At 65.4% G+C, this 16,195-nt stretch carries 13 protein-coding genes; 6 read left to right on the top strand and 7 right to left on the bottom strand.

What is annotated here, in order from left to right:
• Nucleotide 1: 1 nt before the first annotated feature.
• From KCG88_RS05895 to KCG88_RS05880, 4 genes are read left to right on the top strand one after another with little or no spacing between them, the layout of a single operon-like run.
• Nucleotides 2-1,354, top strand: a complete 1,353-nt coding sequence (locus KCG88_RS05895) for a 3-oxoacyl-ACP reductase (protein WP_210711955.1) — start codon at nt 2-4, stop codon at nt 1,352-1,354.
• A 3-nt stretch (nt 1,355-1,357) separates the two neighbouring features.
• Entirely contained in the window at nt 1,358-2,248 is an 891-nt protein-coding gene (locus KCG88_RS05890) for a MaoC/PaaZ C-terminal domain-containing protein (RefSeq protein WP_210711954.1), read from the top strand.
• Nucleotides 2,248-3,546, top strand: coding sequence for an acetyl-CoA C-acetyltransferase (locus tag KCG88_RS05885; RefSeq protein WP_011061231.1), 1,299 nt, complete (start codon nt 2,248-2,250; stop codon nt 3,544-3,546). Before KCG88_RS05890 ends, KCG88_RS05885 begins: the two co-directional genes overlap by 1 nt.
• A 19-nt stretch (nt 3,547-3,565) precedes the next feature.
• Nucleotides 3,566-5,269 (top strand): long-chain-fatty-acid--CoA ligase, encoded by a 1,704-nt coding sequence (locus tag KCG88_RS05880; RefSeq protein WP_015635569.1) that lies wholly within the window; start codon nt 3,566-3,568, stop codon nt 5,267-5,269.
• Nucleotides 5,270-5,343: 74 nt separating this feature from the next.
• Here the strand turns inward: KCG88_RS05880 and KCG88_RS05875 are convergent, their stop codons facing one another.
• From KCG88_RS05875 to KCG88_RS05860, 4 genes are read right to left on the bottom strand one after another with little or no spacing between them, the layout of a single operon-like run.
• The gene (locus KCG88_RS05875; protein ID WP_210711953.1) at nt 5,344-6,639 is read right to left on the bottom strand and encodes an HlyD family efflux transporter periplasmic adaptor subunit; all 1,296 of its coding nucleotides are present in this window, start codon (nt 6,637-6,639) and stop codon (nt 5,344-5,346) included.
• Complete coding sequence (locus KCG88_RS05870; protein WP_047286446.1) at nt 6,629-8,119, bottom strand: TolC family protein; 1,491 nt, start codon at nt 8,117-8,119, stop codon at nt 6,629-6,631. The genes KCG88_RS05875 and KCG88_RS05870 overlap by 11 nt, the downstream gene beginning before the upstream one ends.
• Entirely contained in the window at nt 8,112-9,311 is a 1,200-nt protein-coding gene (locus tag KCG88_RS05865; protein WP_047286447.1) for an ABC transporter permease, read from the bottom strand. The genes KCG88_RS05870 and KCG88_RS05865 overlap by 8 nt, the downstream gene beginning before the upstream one ends.
• On the bottom strand, nt 9,308-10,012 hold the full coding sequence (locus KCG88_RS05860; protein WP_210711952.1) for an ABC transporter ATP-binding protein: 705 nt from the start codon (nt 10,010-10,012) through the stop codon (nt 9,308-9,310). Before KCG88_RS05860 ends, KCG88_RS05865 begins: the two co-directional genes overlap by 4 nt.
• Before the next feature lie 355 nt (nt 10,013-10,367).
• Between KCG88_RS05860 and KCG88_RS05855 the strand changes: the two genes are divergently transcribed.
• On the top strand, nt 10,368-11,111 hold the full coding sequence (locus KCG88_RS05855) for a TetR/AcrR family transcriptional regulator (RefSeq protein ID WP_047336756.1): 744 nt from the start codon (nt 10,368-10,370) through the stop codon (nt 11,109-11,111).
• A 122-nt stretch (nt 11,112-11,233) separates the two neighbouring features.
• The gene (locus KCG88_RS05850) at nt 11,234-12,181 is read left to right on the top strand and encodes an alpha/beta hydrolase (protein WP_210711951.1); all 948 of its coding nucleotides are present in this window, start codon (nt 11,234-11,236) and stop codon (nt 12,179-12,181) included.
• Nucleotides 12,182-12,279: 98 nt separating this feature from the next.
• Here the strand turns inward: KCG88_RS05850 and KCG88_RS05845 are convergent, their stop codons facing one another.
• The 3 genes from KCG88_RS05845 to KCG88_RS05835 are packed head-to-tail and all read right to left on the bottom strand — an operon-like array spanning nt 12,280 to nt 16,084.
• Nucleotides 12,280-13,593 carry an FAD-binding oxidoreductase gene (locus tag KCG88_RS05845; protein ID WP_210711950.1) on the bottom strand — a complete coding sequence of 438 codons (1,314 nt, stop codon included), beginning with the start codon at nt 13,591-13,593 and terminating at the stop codon, nt 12,280-12,282.
• Entirely contained in the window at nt 13,590-14,678 is a 1,089-nt protein-coding gene (locus KCG88_RS05840) for a polyamine ABC transporter substrate-binding protein (RefSeq protein ID WP_047286451.1), read from the bottom strand. The genes KCG88_RS05845 and KCG88_RS05840 overlap by 4 nt, the downstream gene beginning before the upstream one ends.
• 47 nt (nt 14,679-14,725) lie before the next feature.
• A complete protein-coding gene (locus tag KCG88_RS05835) occupies nt 14,726-16,084 on the bottom strand; it encodes a glutamine synthetase family protein (protein WP_011061241.1) in 1,359 nt (452 codons plus the stop codon).
• Nucleotides 16,085-16,195: the final 111 nt, after the last annotated feature.

Below are 16,195 nucleotides of genomic sequence, written 5' to 3'. Positions count from 1 at the left end.
TATGTCTGACGGTTATCTTTCGTTTGTCAATTCCGGCTGGGGCCGCTGGCTGGCCCAGCGCACCGGCCTGCCGCAACCGGTGCCGCTGCAACGGCACCGCGAGGGGCAGGGTGGCAACCTGCTCAACCCGGTGGTTCTCGCCGCAGCGCCCGAGGGGCGCCTGCTGGGCGAGCTGCAACGGATCTTCGCCGCCACCGATACCGTGGCGGCCCAGGCCGCAAGCATCACCGCACCTTCCACGGTGAAGGTCCAGGGCCTGGTGTTCGATGCCAGTGGGGTGGCCAACATCGCCCAGCTGGACGAGCTGTACCGCTTCTTCCACGCCAATGTGCGGCGCTTGACTGCCCACGGCCGGGTGCTGGTGCTGGGTACGCCGCCGGAGCACTGCAAGGAACTGGCCCAGGCGGTGGCGCAACGGGCCCTGGAAGGCTTCGTGCGTTCCCTGGGCAAGGAGCTGCGCCGGGCCATCACGGTGCAGTTGCTGTACGTCGAGCCCGGCGCCGAAGCTGAGCTGGACAGCAGCCTGCGGTTCTTCCTGTCGCGCCGCTCGGCCTATGTATCGGGGCAGGTGGTGCGCATCGGCGAGCCGGTGGAAGTGCCCCGGCACATCGATTGGCAACAGCCCCTGGGCGGGCGCCGGGCACTGGTCACCGGGGCCTGCCGCGGCATCGGCCTGGCCATTGCCAAGGTCCTGGCCCGGGAGGGCGCCCAGGTGGTGTGCCTGGACATCCCCCAGAGCGAGGCCGAGCTGCAGCAGGCGGCTGCCGGGATCAAGGGCAGCGCCCTGGCCCTGGACATCACCGCGGCCAACGCCGGGCAACGCTTGCTGGAGTTCGTCGGCGAGCACGGCGCCTTCGATATCGTGGTGCACAACGCCGGCATCACCCAGGACAAGACCCTGGCGAAGATGACCGAGGCGGCGTGGCGCAAGGTCATGGCGGTCAACCTGGAAGCGCCGCTGCTGCTCAGCCAGGCACTGCTGGAAGGCCAGGGCCTGAATCCGGGCGGGCGCATCGTCTGCGTCTCGTCGATCTCCGGGATCGCCGGCAACCTCGGGCAGAGCAACTACGCCACGTCCAAGGCCGGGGTCATCGGCCTGGTGCAGAACCTCGCGCCTTTGGCGGCGCGCCAGCAGATCACCGTCAATGGCGTGGCCCCGGGCTTTATCGAAACCCAGATGACCGCGAAGATCCCGCTGCTGATCCGCGAGGCCGGGCGGCGCATGAACTCCATGAACCAGGGCGGGCAGGCCGAGGACGTGGCGCAAACCATCGCCTGGCTGGCGCACCCGGCGTCCGGCGGCATCAATGGACAGGTGGTCCGTGTCTGCGGGCAAAGCCTGCTGGGGGCCTGAGCCATGAATGCTGATACCGCGATTCGCATCATCGAACCGCCGCCCTCCCGGGGGCAGCTGCTTTACGACGGCATCCGCAGCTTGCGCAAGCCCAAGCCGGATGCCGCGCCCCAACTGCCGACGGAGCGCCTGGTGCGCCCGGCGGTAGAGCTCAAGGCCGATGAAATAGCCCGTTACGCCCAGGCCTGCGGCTTTCGCCGGGAACACGGCGTCCCGCTGGCGTTTCCCCACACCCTGGCGTTCCCGCTGCACCTGTTGCTGCTGACCCGCCCGACGTTTCCCTATCCGGCCAGCGGCATGGTCCACCTGGCCAACGGCATCCGCCAGTACCAACGGCTGGAGGAGGGCCAGGCCTTGCGCCTGGAGGTGTTCGCCGAGCGCTGGCTGGCCCATCCCAAGGGCCAGGCGCTGTCGATTGCCAGCCGGGCCCACAGTGGCGGCAGCCTGGTCTGGGAAAGCGACAGCCTGTACCTGCGCCGCGGTGTAGCCGGGCCCATCGGCGAGCCCTGGGAGGGATTGTTGCAATGGGATGAGCAGGCCTTGGTGCGCACTCAGCGCTGGAGCCTGGGGGGCGACCTGGGGCGGCGTTTCGCCCAGGTCAGCGGCGACTTCAACCCGATCCATACCTCTTGGCTGGGCGCCCGGCTGTTCGGCTTCCGCCGGCCCATTGCCCACGGCATGTGGACCCTGGGCCGGGCCCTGGCGGCCCAGCAACCGCCCCATCCACTGGCGGCAGCCCAGCTGGATTGCGAGTTCAAGCTGCCGATCTTCCTGCCGGCGGCGGTGACCCTGTGGAATCGCCTGCCGGACGGCCCGCGCCATGAGTTCGAAGTGCGCAACAACGCGGGGGACAAGCCCCATATGCGCGGTCTATTTATCTGGGGAGCTCGTTGATGGCTGAGTACAGTTTCAATCCGGCGCCGGTACGCCGGGTGGCGATCCTGGGCGGTAACCGGATTCCGTTCGCCCGTTCCAACACGGTATATGCCAATGACAGCAACCAGGACCTGCTGGTGGCGGCGTTGCAGGGCCTGGTGGATCGCTACGGCCTGTCCGGCCAGCGCCTGGGGGAGTTCGCCGCGGGGGCGGTGATCAAGCATTCGCGGGATTTCAACCTGGCCCGGGAAAGTCTCTTGTCCACCACCCTGTCGCCGCAGACCCCGGCCTATGACCTGCAGCAGGCCTGCGGCACGGGGCTTGAGGCGGCGCTGCTGGTGGCCAACAAGATCGCCCTGGGGCAGATCGAAGTGGGCATTGCCGGGGGCGCCGACACCACCTCCGACGCGCCCATCGGCATTAACGAAGGCCTGCGCCGCACCTTGCTCCAGGCCAACCGCGCCAAGGGCACCGGCAACAAGCTGCGCAGCCTGCTCAAGGTGCGCCCGGGGATGTTCTTCAAGCCGTTGCTGCCACGCAACGGCGAGCCGCGCACCGGGCTGTCCATGGGCGAGCACTGCGAAGAAATGGCCAAGCGCTGGCAGATCAAGCGCCTGGCCCAGGATGAACTGGCCCTCACCAGCCACCACCAGTTGAATGCGGCCTACCAGCGCGGCTTCTTCGATGACCTGATCACCCCGTACCGCGGCCTGAAACGCGATAACAACCTGCGGGCCGATGCCAGCCTGGAGAAACTCGCTGGCCTGGGCCCGGCCTACGACCGCCACAACGGCACCCTGACCGCCGGCAATTCGACCCCGCTCACCGATGGCGCCTCGGTGGTGCTGCTGGCCAGCGAAGACTGGGCGGCGGCCAACAACCTGCCGGTGCTGGCCTACCTGCGTACCGGGGAAACCGCCGCGGTGAACTTTGTCGACGGCAGTGAGGGGCTGTTGATGGCCCCGGCCTATGCCGTGCCGCGCATGCTCGCCCGGGAGGGCCTGAGCCTGGAGGATTTCGACTTCTACGAGATCCACGAAGCCTTTGCCGCCCAGGTGCTGTGCACCCTCAAGGCCTGGGAGGACGCTGATTACTGCCGGGACAAGCTCGGCCTAGACGGACCGCTGGGCAGCATCGAGCGCAGCAAGCTCAACGTCAACGGCGGCTCCCTGGGCTGCGGGCATCCGTTCGCCGCCACCGGTGGGCGGCAACTGGCGACCCTGGCCAAGGCGATCCATGAGCGCGGCGGCGGCCGCGGGCTGATTTCCATCTGTGCAGCAGGCGGGCTGGGCGTAACCGCCATCGTCGAAAAATAAAATAACAAGGAGACTGCCAATGAGTGTCGTGAGCCTGCAACCCGTCGAGCGTATCTGGCTGAACGCTTACCTGCCGGGGGTGCCCAGCGATATCGAAGCCGAGATCGACCGTTACCCGTCGCTGCGGGAAGTGTTTCTCGAACACGTGGACAAGTACCGCCAGCGGGTGGCCTATGTGAGCATCGGCACCGAGATGGGCTACGACCTGTGGGAGAAGCGGGTGTTCGCTTTCGCCGCCTGGTTGCAGTCCAAGGGGGTGAAGAAGGGCGACCGGGTGGCGTTGATGATGCCCAACTGCCTGCAGTACCCGATCTGCCTGTTCGGCACCCTGCTGGTGGGGGCCGTGGTGGTCAACGTCAACCCGCTGTACACGGCTCACGAACTGCGGCACCTGCTCAAGGACAGCGGCGCCGAGACCGTGGTGATCTTCGAGAACTTCGCCCACACCCTGGAACAGGCGATGCCGGGCAGCCAATTGAAGAACATCGTGGTGGCCGCCATCGGTGACCTGCTGGGCACCTTCAAGGGCGCAGCCCTGAACTTCGCCTTGCGCCATGTGCAAAAGCAGGTGCCGAAATTCAACCTGCCCGGGGCCATCCGCTTTCCGGCGATGATGAAGCTGGCCAGCGTGCTGGAGCACCGCCCGGTGGAACTCAAGCAGGACGACATCGCCTTCCTGCAATACACCGGCGGCACCACCGGCGATGCCAAGGGCGCCATGCTCACGCACCGCAACATCCTCGCCAACCTGATGCAGGCCAAGGCCTGGGTCGGTGACCAGCTGGACGAGAACCAGCAGGAAACCAACGTCACCCTGTTGCCGCTGTACCACGTGCTGTCGCTGACGGTGAACTGCCTGATGTTCATGTGCCTGGGCGGGCGCAACATCCTGATCGCCAACCCGCGTGATGTGAAGCGGGTGCAGATGATCCTGCGCAAGGAAAAGTTCAGCGGCATCGTCGGGGTCAACACCCTGTTCAACGGCCTGCTGGAAAACGAAGAGTTTCGCGGCCGGGATTTCTCCGATCTGAAGCTGGCGATTGCGGGCGGCATGGCCACCCACACCTCGGTGGCCCGGCGCTGGAAGGAAGTCACCGGGGTGCCGATCATCGAAGGCTACGGCCTGACCGAGTGCTCGCCGGTGGTGAGCATCAGCCCGATCGACATTGCGCGCATGCGCGAAGGCGATTTCACCGGGACCATCGGCGTACCGCTGCCGTCGACCTGGGTGCGCTTCGTGCGCGAGGACGGCCAACTGGCCGAGCTGGGGGAGGAGGGCGAGCTGCAAGTACGCGGGCCGCAGGTGATGAAGGGCTACTGGCAGCGCCCGGAGGAAACCGCCAAGGTTCTGGACCGCCATGGCTGGCTGTCCACCGGGGATGTCGGGGTGATGAACGAGCAGGGCTTCATCCGCCTGGTGGACCGCAAGAAGGACATGATCCTGGTCTCCGGTTTCAACGTGTACCCCAACGAAATCGAGGATGTGGTGGCCCTGCACCCCGGGGTGGCGGAAGTGGCGGCGATTGGCGTCGAGGATGATGTGACCGGCGAGAAAGTGAAGATCTTCGTCGTGCGCAAGGACCCGGCGCTGACCCAGGACCAGTTGCTGGCCCACTGCCGGGAATACCTCACCGGCTACAAAGTGCCGCGCTATGTAGAGTTCCGTACCCAAGAGCTGCCCAAGACCACCGTGGGCAAAGTCCTGCGCCGCGCCCTGCGCTGACTCGCAGAAGCCGGCTTGCCGGCGAAGAGACCCTTGCGCCGTTCCCGAGGGTGCCTTCGCTGGCCAGCCAGCCCCTACAAGGCGTTGGGCAGGCGCACCTGGCCCGGTTGCAGGCCGAACACTTCCACGCCCTCCGGGGTCGATTGGCCCACGGTCACCGGCACCCGCTGGCCTGGTTGATCGGCCGTTGCCCGGTATTCCACGCTCATGCCGTCGGCGTCGCGCTGGATCGCCGCGGGCGGCAGCACGATGGCCTGGTCGTTGCGGTAGGTGACGATGGTCAGCCGCGCGCTCATGCCCAGGCGCACCCGTTGCAGTTGTTCGCGGCTCAGCTTGGGCACCGACAGGGTCACCGGGAACTGCGCTCCGGCACCGGCGGTTTCGTTGGGCAGGGCCAGGCTGCTGACGATATCCACCACGCCTTCCAGGCGTTCGCCATCAAAACCGTCACCGAGAATTTCCACGCGCTGCCCCTGGTGCAGTTGGTTGATGTCCAGCTCCGACACCTTGCTGACGATCTTCAGTTGTTCGATGTTGGCCAGGCCGAACAGCACTTGCCCCGGGCTCAGGCGTGAGCCGGTCTGCACCGGACCGTTGGCGGCACCGGCGGTGCTCGGGCCGGCCCCGCCATTGGGTGGCGGCACCACGATACCGGCAAAGGGGGCGACCACGTTCTTGTGCTCCAGCAGCTTGCGCAGGGCGTCGTACTTGACCGTGGCGTTGGTCAACTCCATTTCGGCAATCTGCCGGTATTCCCCCGTGCCCTGGTTCAACGCCTGCTGCAACTCACTCTCGGCGGCGGCCAGGTCCAGGCGTTGCATCTGGGCCTGTTGCTCCTGGTCGTTGAGTTCGTTGCGCGGGATGATTCCGCGCTGGAACAGGTTCTGGCTTTCCCGCAGCTTGCGTTCGGTATTGGCCAGGGACATCTGCGAGTTGCGCAGGGTACGGCGGGCCCGGGTGACCACGGCGCCGTTGTTCCAGTCCTGCAGCTCCTGGACGGTGCGGCGGGCCTTGAGCAAGGTGGAAAGGGCTTCGCGCGACTGGATCTCCACCAGCCCCGGGTCCATCTGCAAAAGGACCTGGCCGGCCTCTACGCGCTGGCCCTGTTCCACCAGGCTGGCCTGCACATTGCCTTCGAACGGGGCGGTGAGGATCACGGTCTTTTGCGGTTCGATCTTGCCCACCAGGCCGATCTGGTGAGTCAGCACCGTGCATTGCACGCTGACCCAGCGGGCCTCGGTGGCCGCAGTGCTGGCGGGGGACTGGAGGGTGACCAGGGCAGCGGCGCCTACGGCGAGGGCGACGGCCAGGGCCAGCGCTTGCAGGGTATGGCGACGGCGCTTGCCCGCCTGCGGCTTGTCAGAAGTCATTGAGCGCAATGTCCCAGCTCTCCAAAGTCATGCCCAGGGTCAGGTCCAGTTGCGTCTGGGCGTTCAGGTAGGCGATCAACGCATTGAGCCGGGCATTCTCGGCGTTGCGCAGGTCACCCTCGAAACTCAGCACCTGGAAGTTGCTGGAACGGCCGGCACTGAGCTTTTCCCGTTCGATGTCCAGCTTGCGCTTGGACAGTTCGCTGGCGCGCTGGGCAATCTCGTACTGGCGCCAGCGGGTGCCCAGGTCGCGCACCACGTTGTTGACGTCACGCTCCAGCACCTGGCGGGCATCGGCCAGGAGGATTTCCTGGTTCTCCACATTGACCCGGGCGTGGACCTCGGCCTGGCGGGTACTCAGGTCGCCGATGGGAATCTGCACCTGGACCCCGGCGTAGCTGTCCCAGCGCCGGTCCGAACCGTTGCTGGTGTCATTGTCATAGCGGCTGCGGGTCTGGTTGGCCCCGGCCACCAGGGATACGTCCCAGCGCGACTGGTCCTTGGCGATCACCAGGTTCAGGTCGGCCTGCTGGCTGCCCAGCAGGGTAGCCAGGTATTCGGGCTGCTGGATCTGCGCAAGGCGCAGGGCCTCGCGCTGGTCGATGCTGATCTTGGCCGCCTGCAGGGCCTCGCTGGCGTGGATCCGGCTGGACATGTCCAGGGCCAGCAGACGCAGCAGCGACAGGCGGTTGACGTCCACCTGGTTGCGCGCTTCCTCCACCCCCAGCTCCTGGCTGGCGATGTCGGCTTCGGTCTGCACGATCTCGAACTCGGCCATGCGCCCGGCGCTGATCAGCGCGCGGTTGACTTCCAGCAGGGCATTGGCGCGCTTGAGGGCTTCCTGGGCGATGGTCAGCTGTTCCTGGGAACGCAGCAGTTCGCGGTAGGTGGTAATGATCGCGGTGATGGTCTGGGCGACCCCGGCCTTGAGGTTGAGGCGGTTGCTTTGTTCGGTGATGCGCGCCAGGCGCAACGGCGCGGTGGTCACGTCCCAGCCGGCGCCGCGCAGCAATGGCTGGATGATCGCCAGGTCCAGGCCGTCGCTGCGCTGGCGGCCGGCCCGATCGGCTTTGTTCAGGTCCTGGATCCAGGCCATGCTCAGGCGTGTGCCGTACTCGCTCAACAGGCTGGTGGCCGGGGCCATGTTGAGGTTCTGCGTGGTGTCGTTGCTGCCCCGGGTGGTGCGGTAGTTGCCGGTGATCAGCAGCTTGGGGTTGAACACATCCTCGGCCACCCGCAGGTCGAACTTCTGCGCCACCCGCTGCAGGTACGAACTGCGGATGCTGCGGTTGTTGCGCAAGCCCAGGTAGACCGCGTCCCCCAGGGTCAGGTCGGTGACCTGCTGGCTGAGCAGGGCGCTGCGCGAGTAGTCGCTGCGCATGGTGGGAGCGGAAGGGCGATCCACCCGCTCATCGGCGCTGAGCGCCGGCAAGTACAAAAGGCACAGGCAGGCGAGTGTTCGCAGGCGCCAGTCATTCATCGCGCAACGCCTCCACCGGTTGCAGTCTGGATGCCGAAATGGCCGGGTACAGGCCGAAAAACAGGCCCACCAGCAGGGTGCTCCCGATCCCCAGCGGCAGTGCCGCTCCCGCGAGGGAGAAGTGCCAGCCGGACATCCGGGCGTAGATAAAGGCCGAGGCGACCCCCAGTATCGCCCCCGACAGGGCGCCGACTGCAGTCAGGCTGACCGCCTCCAGCAGGAACAGGTTGCGGATGTCCTTTTGCCGGGCGCCCAGGGCCATGCGGATGCCGATCTCGCGGCGGCGCTCCGAGACATTCATCAGCATTACGTTCATCACCCCCACGCCACCCCCCACGAGGGAAATGCCGCCCAGGGCCATCAGCAGGTAGCCAAAGGTGCGGCTTTGCCGGGTCATGCCATCGATGATCTGCTGCGGCACCTGCACTTCCACCTCACGTCCGCGCAGGATCTTTTTCAAGGCCTGGGTCATGGCCGCGGCGACCTGCTCCATGTTCTGGCCACCGGCGACCCGGGTCACCACGTTGTCGATCTGTGGCGAAGGGAAAATCCGTCGCATGCTGCCCTGGGGCAGGAACACCGAGTCATTGGCCTGGATCGGCACCAGCACCGCGCTGGGCTGGTTCTGCAGAATACCGATGACCAGGAACAGGTAGTCGTTGATCCGCACCCGGTCCCCCAGTTGCAGCGGGGCCCCGGCGGTGCCCAGGGTCTGAGCCACCTGATGGCCGACCACCGCATAGATTTCGTTCTGATCGAAGTCCGAGACAAAGCGCCCCTCACGCAACTGCAGGCGCATGGCCGGCGCCAGCTCGGCGGTCGCGCCCACCACGCTGGCGTTGGCGGAGCGGCCATTGCGGATCAGCGTGGCGCTGAGCAGCACCGTCGGGGCAATGTTGATCAGGCTAGGCACCGCCTGGCTCAGCGCCCGGGTGTCCAGGGCCGCGGGCAGCGGCGTGCGGCTGTCGGCGCTGGCGGGAAAGCGGGCCACCAGGGTGTCGGTGCCCATGTTCTGGAAGATCGCCGCGGCGTCCTCGGCGGCGTTGTGGCCAATGTTGATCAGCGCCACCACCGAGGAGCTGCCGATGACGATGCCCAGCAGGGCCAGGATCGAACGCTTGCCCAGGGTGCGCAGGCTGACGAAGGCTTCGTGCAGCAACTGGCTGGCGCTTTGCTCGACCTTGAGGCTCATGCCGGGCAGACCTCCTGCACCACGCCATTGGTGACACGGATCTGGCGTTCCAGGCGCTGGGCGATATTGGGGTCGTGGGTGACGATGATCAGGGTCACCCCGCGCTCGCGGTTCAGCGCCAGCAGCAGGTCCATGATGTCCTGGGCGGTGTGGCTGTCGAGGTTGCCGGTGGGTTCGTCGGCAAGGATCACCGAGGGTTCGCCCACCAGTGCCCGGGCGATCGCCACCCGTTGGCGCTGGCCGCCGGAAAGGTCCGCCGGGCGGTGGTCGGCGCGTTGCCCGAGGCCTACCTGGTCGAGCATGTGCATGGCTCGCTCCAGGGAGTCTCGCCGGGCAACGCCGCGGTAGCTCAGGGGCAGGGCGACGTTGTCCAGGGCGCTGAGACGCGGCAGCAGGTTGAAGCTCTGGAACACGAAGCCGATCTGCTGGTTGCGGATCGCCGCCAACTGGTCGGGGCTGGCGCGGAAGATATCGTGGCCGGCAAAGTGGTAGTCGCCGCTGTCGGGCAGATCCAGCAGGCCGAGAATGTTCAGCAGGGTGCTTTTGCCGGAACCGGAGGCACCCAGGATGGCGCAGCTTTCACCGGCGTCGATGCAAAGGGAGACGTTCTTGAGAATATGGAGCGGTTGCTCCGCCAGCCGATAGCTCTTGCCTATGCCCTGCAGGGAGATAAAACCTTGCTCGATTATCGTCTCTGTCATCGCTTACCGCGCCGGCTGGCTCGACTGGCTGCTTGGACAAACACCGGGCGCAGGGATCACGCAACAGGGGTGTCCAGGGGCAGGGCCAAGCTCTGGTTTTATTTATTATTTTAAAAACATTGTTTGAATAGTAACTGCGTTCATCCTGCCACGCCAGCCGTCTGAACCGGGTAATTGAGGGCTTTTTCCAGGTTCTTTCAGGCAGAAACCCGTGGGTCACAAAAAGGCCGGTGTTCGCCGTGACGGTCCCCCGGGCGCTTGCTTTTAGGGCTTCTCGCAGGTATAAAAAATCAAATTTTTTTTTAAAACACTGTTCGAACGGTCAGTTTTTCATCCCAGCAAAGGTTAGTCCTCCATGGTCGCCAAGAAACTCAGTGCCCCCAATGTCACCAAGACCCGACTGCTGGAAGCGACCGAGGCGTTATTTATCAAGTACGGCTACGACGCGGTGCTGCTGCGCCAGATCACCGAGCGGGCCAAGGTCAACCTGGCGGCGGTGAACTACCACTTCGGCGACAAGGATTCGCTGATGAAGGCCCTGTTGATGCAGCGCCTGGGGCCACTCAATGATCAGCGCCTGGAACTGCTGGCCAAGTGCGAGGAACAGGCCGAGGGCCCGCTGGACTGCGAAACCCTGCTGGGGGTGCTGTTCGCCCCGGCCATGGGCCTTGAGCGCAGCGATGAGAGTGGCGGCTTGGAAGGGCGCTCGTTCATCCGCTTCCTTGGCCGGGTCTACAGCGACACTTCGCCCTTTATCCAGGAATACCTCAAGGAGCATTACCAGCCGGTGTTCGAGCGCTTCTTCAAGGCCTTTGCCCTGGCTTTGCCGGACCTGCCGCGCAACGAGCTGGGGGTGCGCCTGCAATTTGCCCTCAAGGCAATTTCCGGCGTCATGGCCGGCACCGAGCTGCGCCTGCTGATGCAGGCCATGAGCCTGGGACGCCCGGCCACCGATGCTGAAGTCATGGCCAAGCTCATCAGCCTGGTGTCGGCAGCGATTCGCGCCCCCATGCAGGACCCCGATTCCGAGCAGGCCCTGGAGAAAGTCCTCGATACCCAGCGCCTGATCCGTCAGCAATCCCATTCCCTGGCCGGCTGATTCCCGGCTGAGCCGCCCGGCCCCGACAGCGCAGCAGGATCATTCGGAGCGTCAATGATTCTCGGGGCAGGTGCCCACATCTGCTAGGTTCTGCTCCTTGCATCTGCCTTGGAGCATTGGCCATGAGTTCCTCCCAACAGCATGTTCTGGCCGTCAACGGCATCGAGCTCAGTGTGCGGGTCAGCGGCCCGGAACAGGGGCAGCCGGTATGGCTGCTGCACGGTTTTCCCGAGTGCTGGCATTCCTGGCGCCATCAAGTGCCGGCCCTGGTGGCAGCGGGGTTCCGGGTGTTCGTCCCGGAAATGCGTGGCTATGGCCGCAGCTCGGCTCCCGAGGCGGTGCAGGCCTACGACCTGCTGACCCTGTGCGCCGATATCCAGCAGGCCATGCACGCCTTCGGCCAGCAGCGGGTGTGCATCGTCGGCCACGACTGGGGCGCCCCCGTGGCCTGGCACCTGGCGCTGCTGGAACCGCAGCGGGTGGCGGCCCTGGTGACCCTGTCGGTGCCCTTTGCCGGGCGGCCGAAACGCCCGGCCAGCGAGATCATGCGCCAGGTGCACGGCGAGCATTTCAACTACATCCTCTACTTCCAGCAGCCGGGAGTGGCCGAGGCGGAACTGGACGCCGATATAGACGCCAGCCTGCGCCTGTTCATGGGCAATGTCGGTGCATTGCTGCAACCCAAGCCGGCCGATGCCCGGTTGTTCGACGGGGTGACGGTGCCCGCAGGGTTGCCGCAGTGGTGCAGCGAGGAGGATTTCCAGGCCTATCGCCAGACCTTTGCCGGGCGCGGCTTTCGTGGTGCCCTGAACTGGTACCGCAATTTCGAGCGGACCTGGAAGCGCACCGAGTTCCTGGCCGATGCCCGGATCCTGCAACCGACCTTGTTCCTGCTGGGTGACCAGGACCCGGTTGGTGTACTGGAAGCCCATACCCTCAAGCGCATGCCGGGCAAGGTGGCGGACCTTGAGCAGCACCTGCTGGCGGACTGCGGGCACTGGATCCAGAACGAACGGCCTCAGCAGGTCAATGCCCTGTTGCTGGATTTCCTGCAGCGCCGGTTCACCTAGGGAGCCCGCCGCCCCGCAGGAGCTGGCGTGCCAGCGACAAGGTGTTCGCCGGCAAGCCGGCGGCTACGAGGCCGGGTGCTGCCAGCGAAGGGGGCCGATCAACCGAGCATTTCCCGCATCCGGTGCCAGAGCATGCCCAGGGCCAGTAGTGGCGCCCGCAGGGCCGGGCCGCCGGGGAAGGTCATGTGCGGCACGCCGCTGAACACGTCCAGGCCGCGACTGTGGCCGGCATGGATGGCCTCGGCCAGTAGCCGGGCAGTCCAGTGAGTGACGTTCAGGCCATGCCCGGAATAGCCCTGGGCGTAGTACACATTGGGGTACTGCGACAGGCGCCCGACCTGGGGGAAGCGATTGGCGGTGATGCCGATCTTGCCGCCCCACTGGAAGTCGATCGCCACATCCTGCAACTGCGGGAAGACCTTGAGCATCTTGGGTCGCATGTAGCCGGCAATATCCGCCGGATCACGCCCCGAATAGTGGCAGGCACCGCCGAACAGCAAGCGCCGGTCCGCGGTCAGGCGGTAGTAGTCCAGGCCGACTTTCTGGTCGCACAGCGCCAGGTTGTCCGGGATCAGTTGCCCGGCTCGGGCCTCGGCCAGCGGCTCGGTGGTGATGATGTAGCTGCCCGCCGGCAGTACCTTGCCACTGAGCCGCGGCTCCAGGTCTTCCAGGTGGGCATTGCAGGCCAGCACCAGGTGCCCGGCGGTGACAGTGCCGGTCGCGCAGCGCACCTTCACACTCTCGCCGTGGGTCAGTTCCAGCACCGGGCTCTGCTCGAAGATCCTTACCCCCAGGGACGCTGCCAGCCGCGCTTCGCCCAGCACCAGCTTGAGCGGATGCAAGTGCCCCGAGCCCATGTCCACCAGCCCCCCGGCATACACCGAGGAGGCCACCACCTGCTGCATGTCCTGGGGCGCCACCAGCCGCGTAGGGTGGCGGTAGCCCAGCCTGGCCAGGCTGTCCTGCTCGGCCTGGAAGGCGGCGAACTGGGCCGGGGTGTTGGCCAGCTCACAAAAGCCCCAGCGCAGGTCGCAGTCGATGCCATGTTCGCTGATGCGCTGGCGTACTACCTCTACCGAGTCGATGCCGGCCTGCTCAAGGTATTTCACCCCTTCCTGGCCGACGTAGCGGGCAAAGCCTGTGACCTCGTGGCCAATGCCGCGGATCAGTTGGCCGCCGTTGCGCCCGCTGGCGCCCCAGCCGATGCGCCGGGCTTCCAGGAGGATCACCGAGAGCCCACGCCGGGCCAGCTCGATGGCGGTGTTGACCCCGGTGAAACCGCCGCCGATCACGCAGACGTCGGCGCTCGGTTGGCCCTCCAGCGACGGGTAGCCGGGCAGGCTGCCAGCCGAGGCGGCGTAGTAGGAGCGGGCATGCCCGTTGGCGCTGCCCGAAAGGTTTGGCTGAATCATTTGTTGGACTTCACTTTGCTCCAGGAGCGGGTCATCAAGCGCATGATGGCCGGCGACTGGGTGGTGGAGATGTACAGCTTGTCGAGCACGGCCTGAGGTGGATAGACCTCGGGGTTGTTCACCAGGTCGGCCTCCATGTACTGCTGGGAAGCCGGGTTGGGGTTGGCGTAGCCGACATAGGCGCTGACCTTGGCGATCACTTGCGGGTCCAGCAGGTAGTTGATGAAGGCGTGGGCTTCCTTGACGTTGCCGGCATCGGCGGGAATCGCCAGCAGGTCGAACCACAGGTTGCTGCCTTCCTTGGGAATCGAATAGGCGATGTTCACCCCGTTCTTGGCTTCCTTGGCCCGGTTGGCGGCCTGGAACACGTCGCCGGAGTAGCCGAAGGCGATGCAGATATCACCATTGGCCAGGTCCGAAACGTACTTGGAGGAGTGGAAGTAGGTGATGTAGGGGCGCAGGGTCAGCAGCTTGGCCTCGGCCTTCTTGTAGTCCTCGGGGTTCTCGCTGCGCGGGTCCAGGCCCAGGTAGTTGAGCACCGCCGGGAACACTTCATCCGGCGAGTCCATCATCGACACCCCGCACTGTTGCAGCTTCTTGAGGTTCTCAGGCTCCAGCAGCACCGCCCAGGAGTCGATGTGGTCGATGCCCAGTACCTGCTTGACCTTGTCGACGTTGTAGCCGATGCCGTTGGTGCCCCACAGGTAGGGCACCGAGTACTGGTTGCCGGGGTCGTTCTGCTCCAGCAGGGCCAGCAGCTTGGGGTCCAGGTTCTTCCAGTTGGGCAACTGCGAGCGGTCGAGCTTGAGGAACGCGCCGGCTTTGACCTGGCGCGCCAGGAAGTGGTTGGAGGGCACCACCACGTCGTAGCCGGTACGCCCGGCCAGCAGTTTGCCCTCCAGGGTTTCGTTGGAGTCGAAGACGTCGTAGATCACCTTGACCCCGGTCTTGCCCTGGAAATCGGCGAGGGTGGTCTGGCCGATGTAGTCGGTCCAGTTGTACACGCTGACACTGGGTTGTGCCTGGACGGCGGTGCTGCACAAGACCGCCAATGCTACCGGGACCACTGCTTTCAAAAGACGCATATCGACACCTCTTCGGGTTGTTTTTGTTGATTGCAGAATGCGGGTTGTCAGACGCTGAGCAGCAGGAACTCACGCTCCCAGGAACTGATCACGCGCTTGAAGTTCTCGTGTTCGGCACGCTTGACCGCCACGTAGCCGCGCACGAACTTGCGCCCCAGGTACTGCTCGATGGTCGGGCAGTCCTCCATGTGCGCCAGGGCGTCCTCGATGGTGATCGGCAGGCGCAGGTTGCGCCGTTCGTAGGCCCGGCCTTCCACCGCAGCGCTGGGCTCGATGCCCTCGACCATGCCCAGGTAGCCGCAAAGCAGGCTGGCGGCAATGGCCAGGTAGGGGTTGGCGTCGGCGCCGGGCAGGCGGTTTTCCACGCGCATGGCGTCGGGGCTTGCGGTCGGAACCCGCAGGCCCACGGTGCGGTTTTCCTCGCCCCATTCGACGTTCACCGGGGCCGAGGTGTCCGGCAGGAAGCGGCGGAACGAGTTGACGTTGGGGGCGAACATCGGCAGCAATTTGGGGATGTACTTCTGCAGGCCGCCGATGTGGTGCAGGAACAGCTTGCTTTTCTCACCGTTGGCATCGACGAAGATCGGCTTGCCGGTGTCGATGTCCACCACGCTCTGGTGCAGGTGCATGGCGCTGCCGGGCTCGTCGGCCACCGGCTTGGCCATGAAGGTGGCGGTGACGTTGTGCTTGAGCGCCGCCTCGCGCAGGGTGCGCTTGAACACGGTGATCTGGTCCGCCAGGTCCAGGGCGTCGCCGTGGCGGAAGTTGATTTCCATCTGCGCCGGGCCGTCTTCGTGGATCAGCGTGTCCAGGTCCAGGCCCTGGGCTTCGCACCAGTCGTAGACATCTTCGAACAGCGGGTCGAATTCGTTGGCGGCATCGATGGAGAACGACTGGCGACCGCTTTCCGCTCGGCCGGAGCGGCCCAGGGGAGCCTTGAGCGGCAGGTCCGGGTCTTCGCAGCGCTGGGTCAGGTAGAACTCCATTTCCGGGGCGACGATCGGCTTCCAGCCCTTGTCGGTGTACAGCTGCAGCACTTTCTTCAACACGTTGCGCGGCGACAGTTCGATGGGGTTGCCGAATTTGTCGAAGGTGTCGTGGATGACGATGGCGGTGGGTTCGATGGCCCAGGGCACCAGGTAGATCGATGACGAGTCGGGGCGGCAGACCATGTCGATATCGGCCGGGTCCAGCAGTTCGTAGTACAGGTCGTCGTCGACAAAATCCCCGGTTACCGTTTGCAGCAGGACACTTTCCGGCAGGCGCATGCCTCGCTCATGCAGGAACTTGTTGGTGGGTGCGATCTTGCCGCGGGCAATGCCGGTCAGGTCGCTGACCACGCACTCTACTTCGGTAATCTTGTGATCTTTCAGCCAGGAGGAAAGCTGATCGAAAGGGGCGTTCATAAAGACCTCGATGATTGGTTTTATCTGCTCCGAGGTGAGCGGGAGTATCCCGGCAAGGCTTCCCCTGCGGCGCATTGGCGACTATCTTGGGCGAGCCTTGTTGTTCCATCT

The sequence above is a fragment of the Pseudomonas sp. MWU349 genome (genome assembly GCF_017947325.1).
In the GTDB taxonomy this organism is placed as follows: Bacteria; Pseudomonadota; Gammaproteobacteria; order Pseudomonadales; family Pseudomonadaceae; genus Aquipseudomonas; species Aquipseudomonas protegens.
The sequence above is the reverse complement of the archived record's forward strand: the minus strand, read 5'-3'. Positions and strand labels throughout refer to the sequence as shown.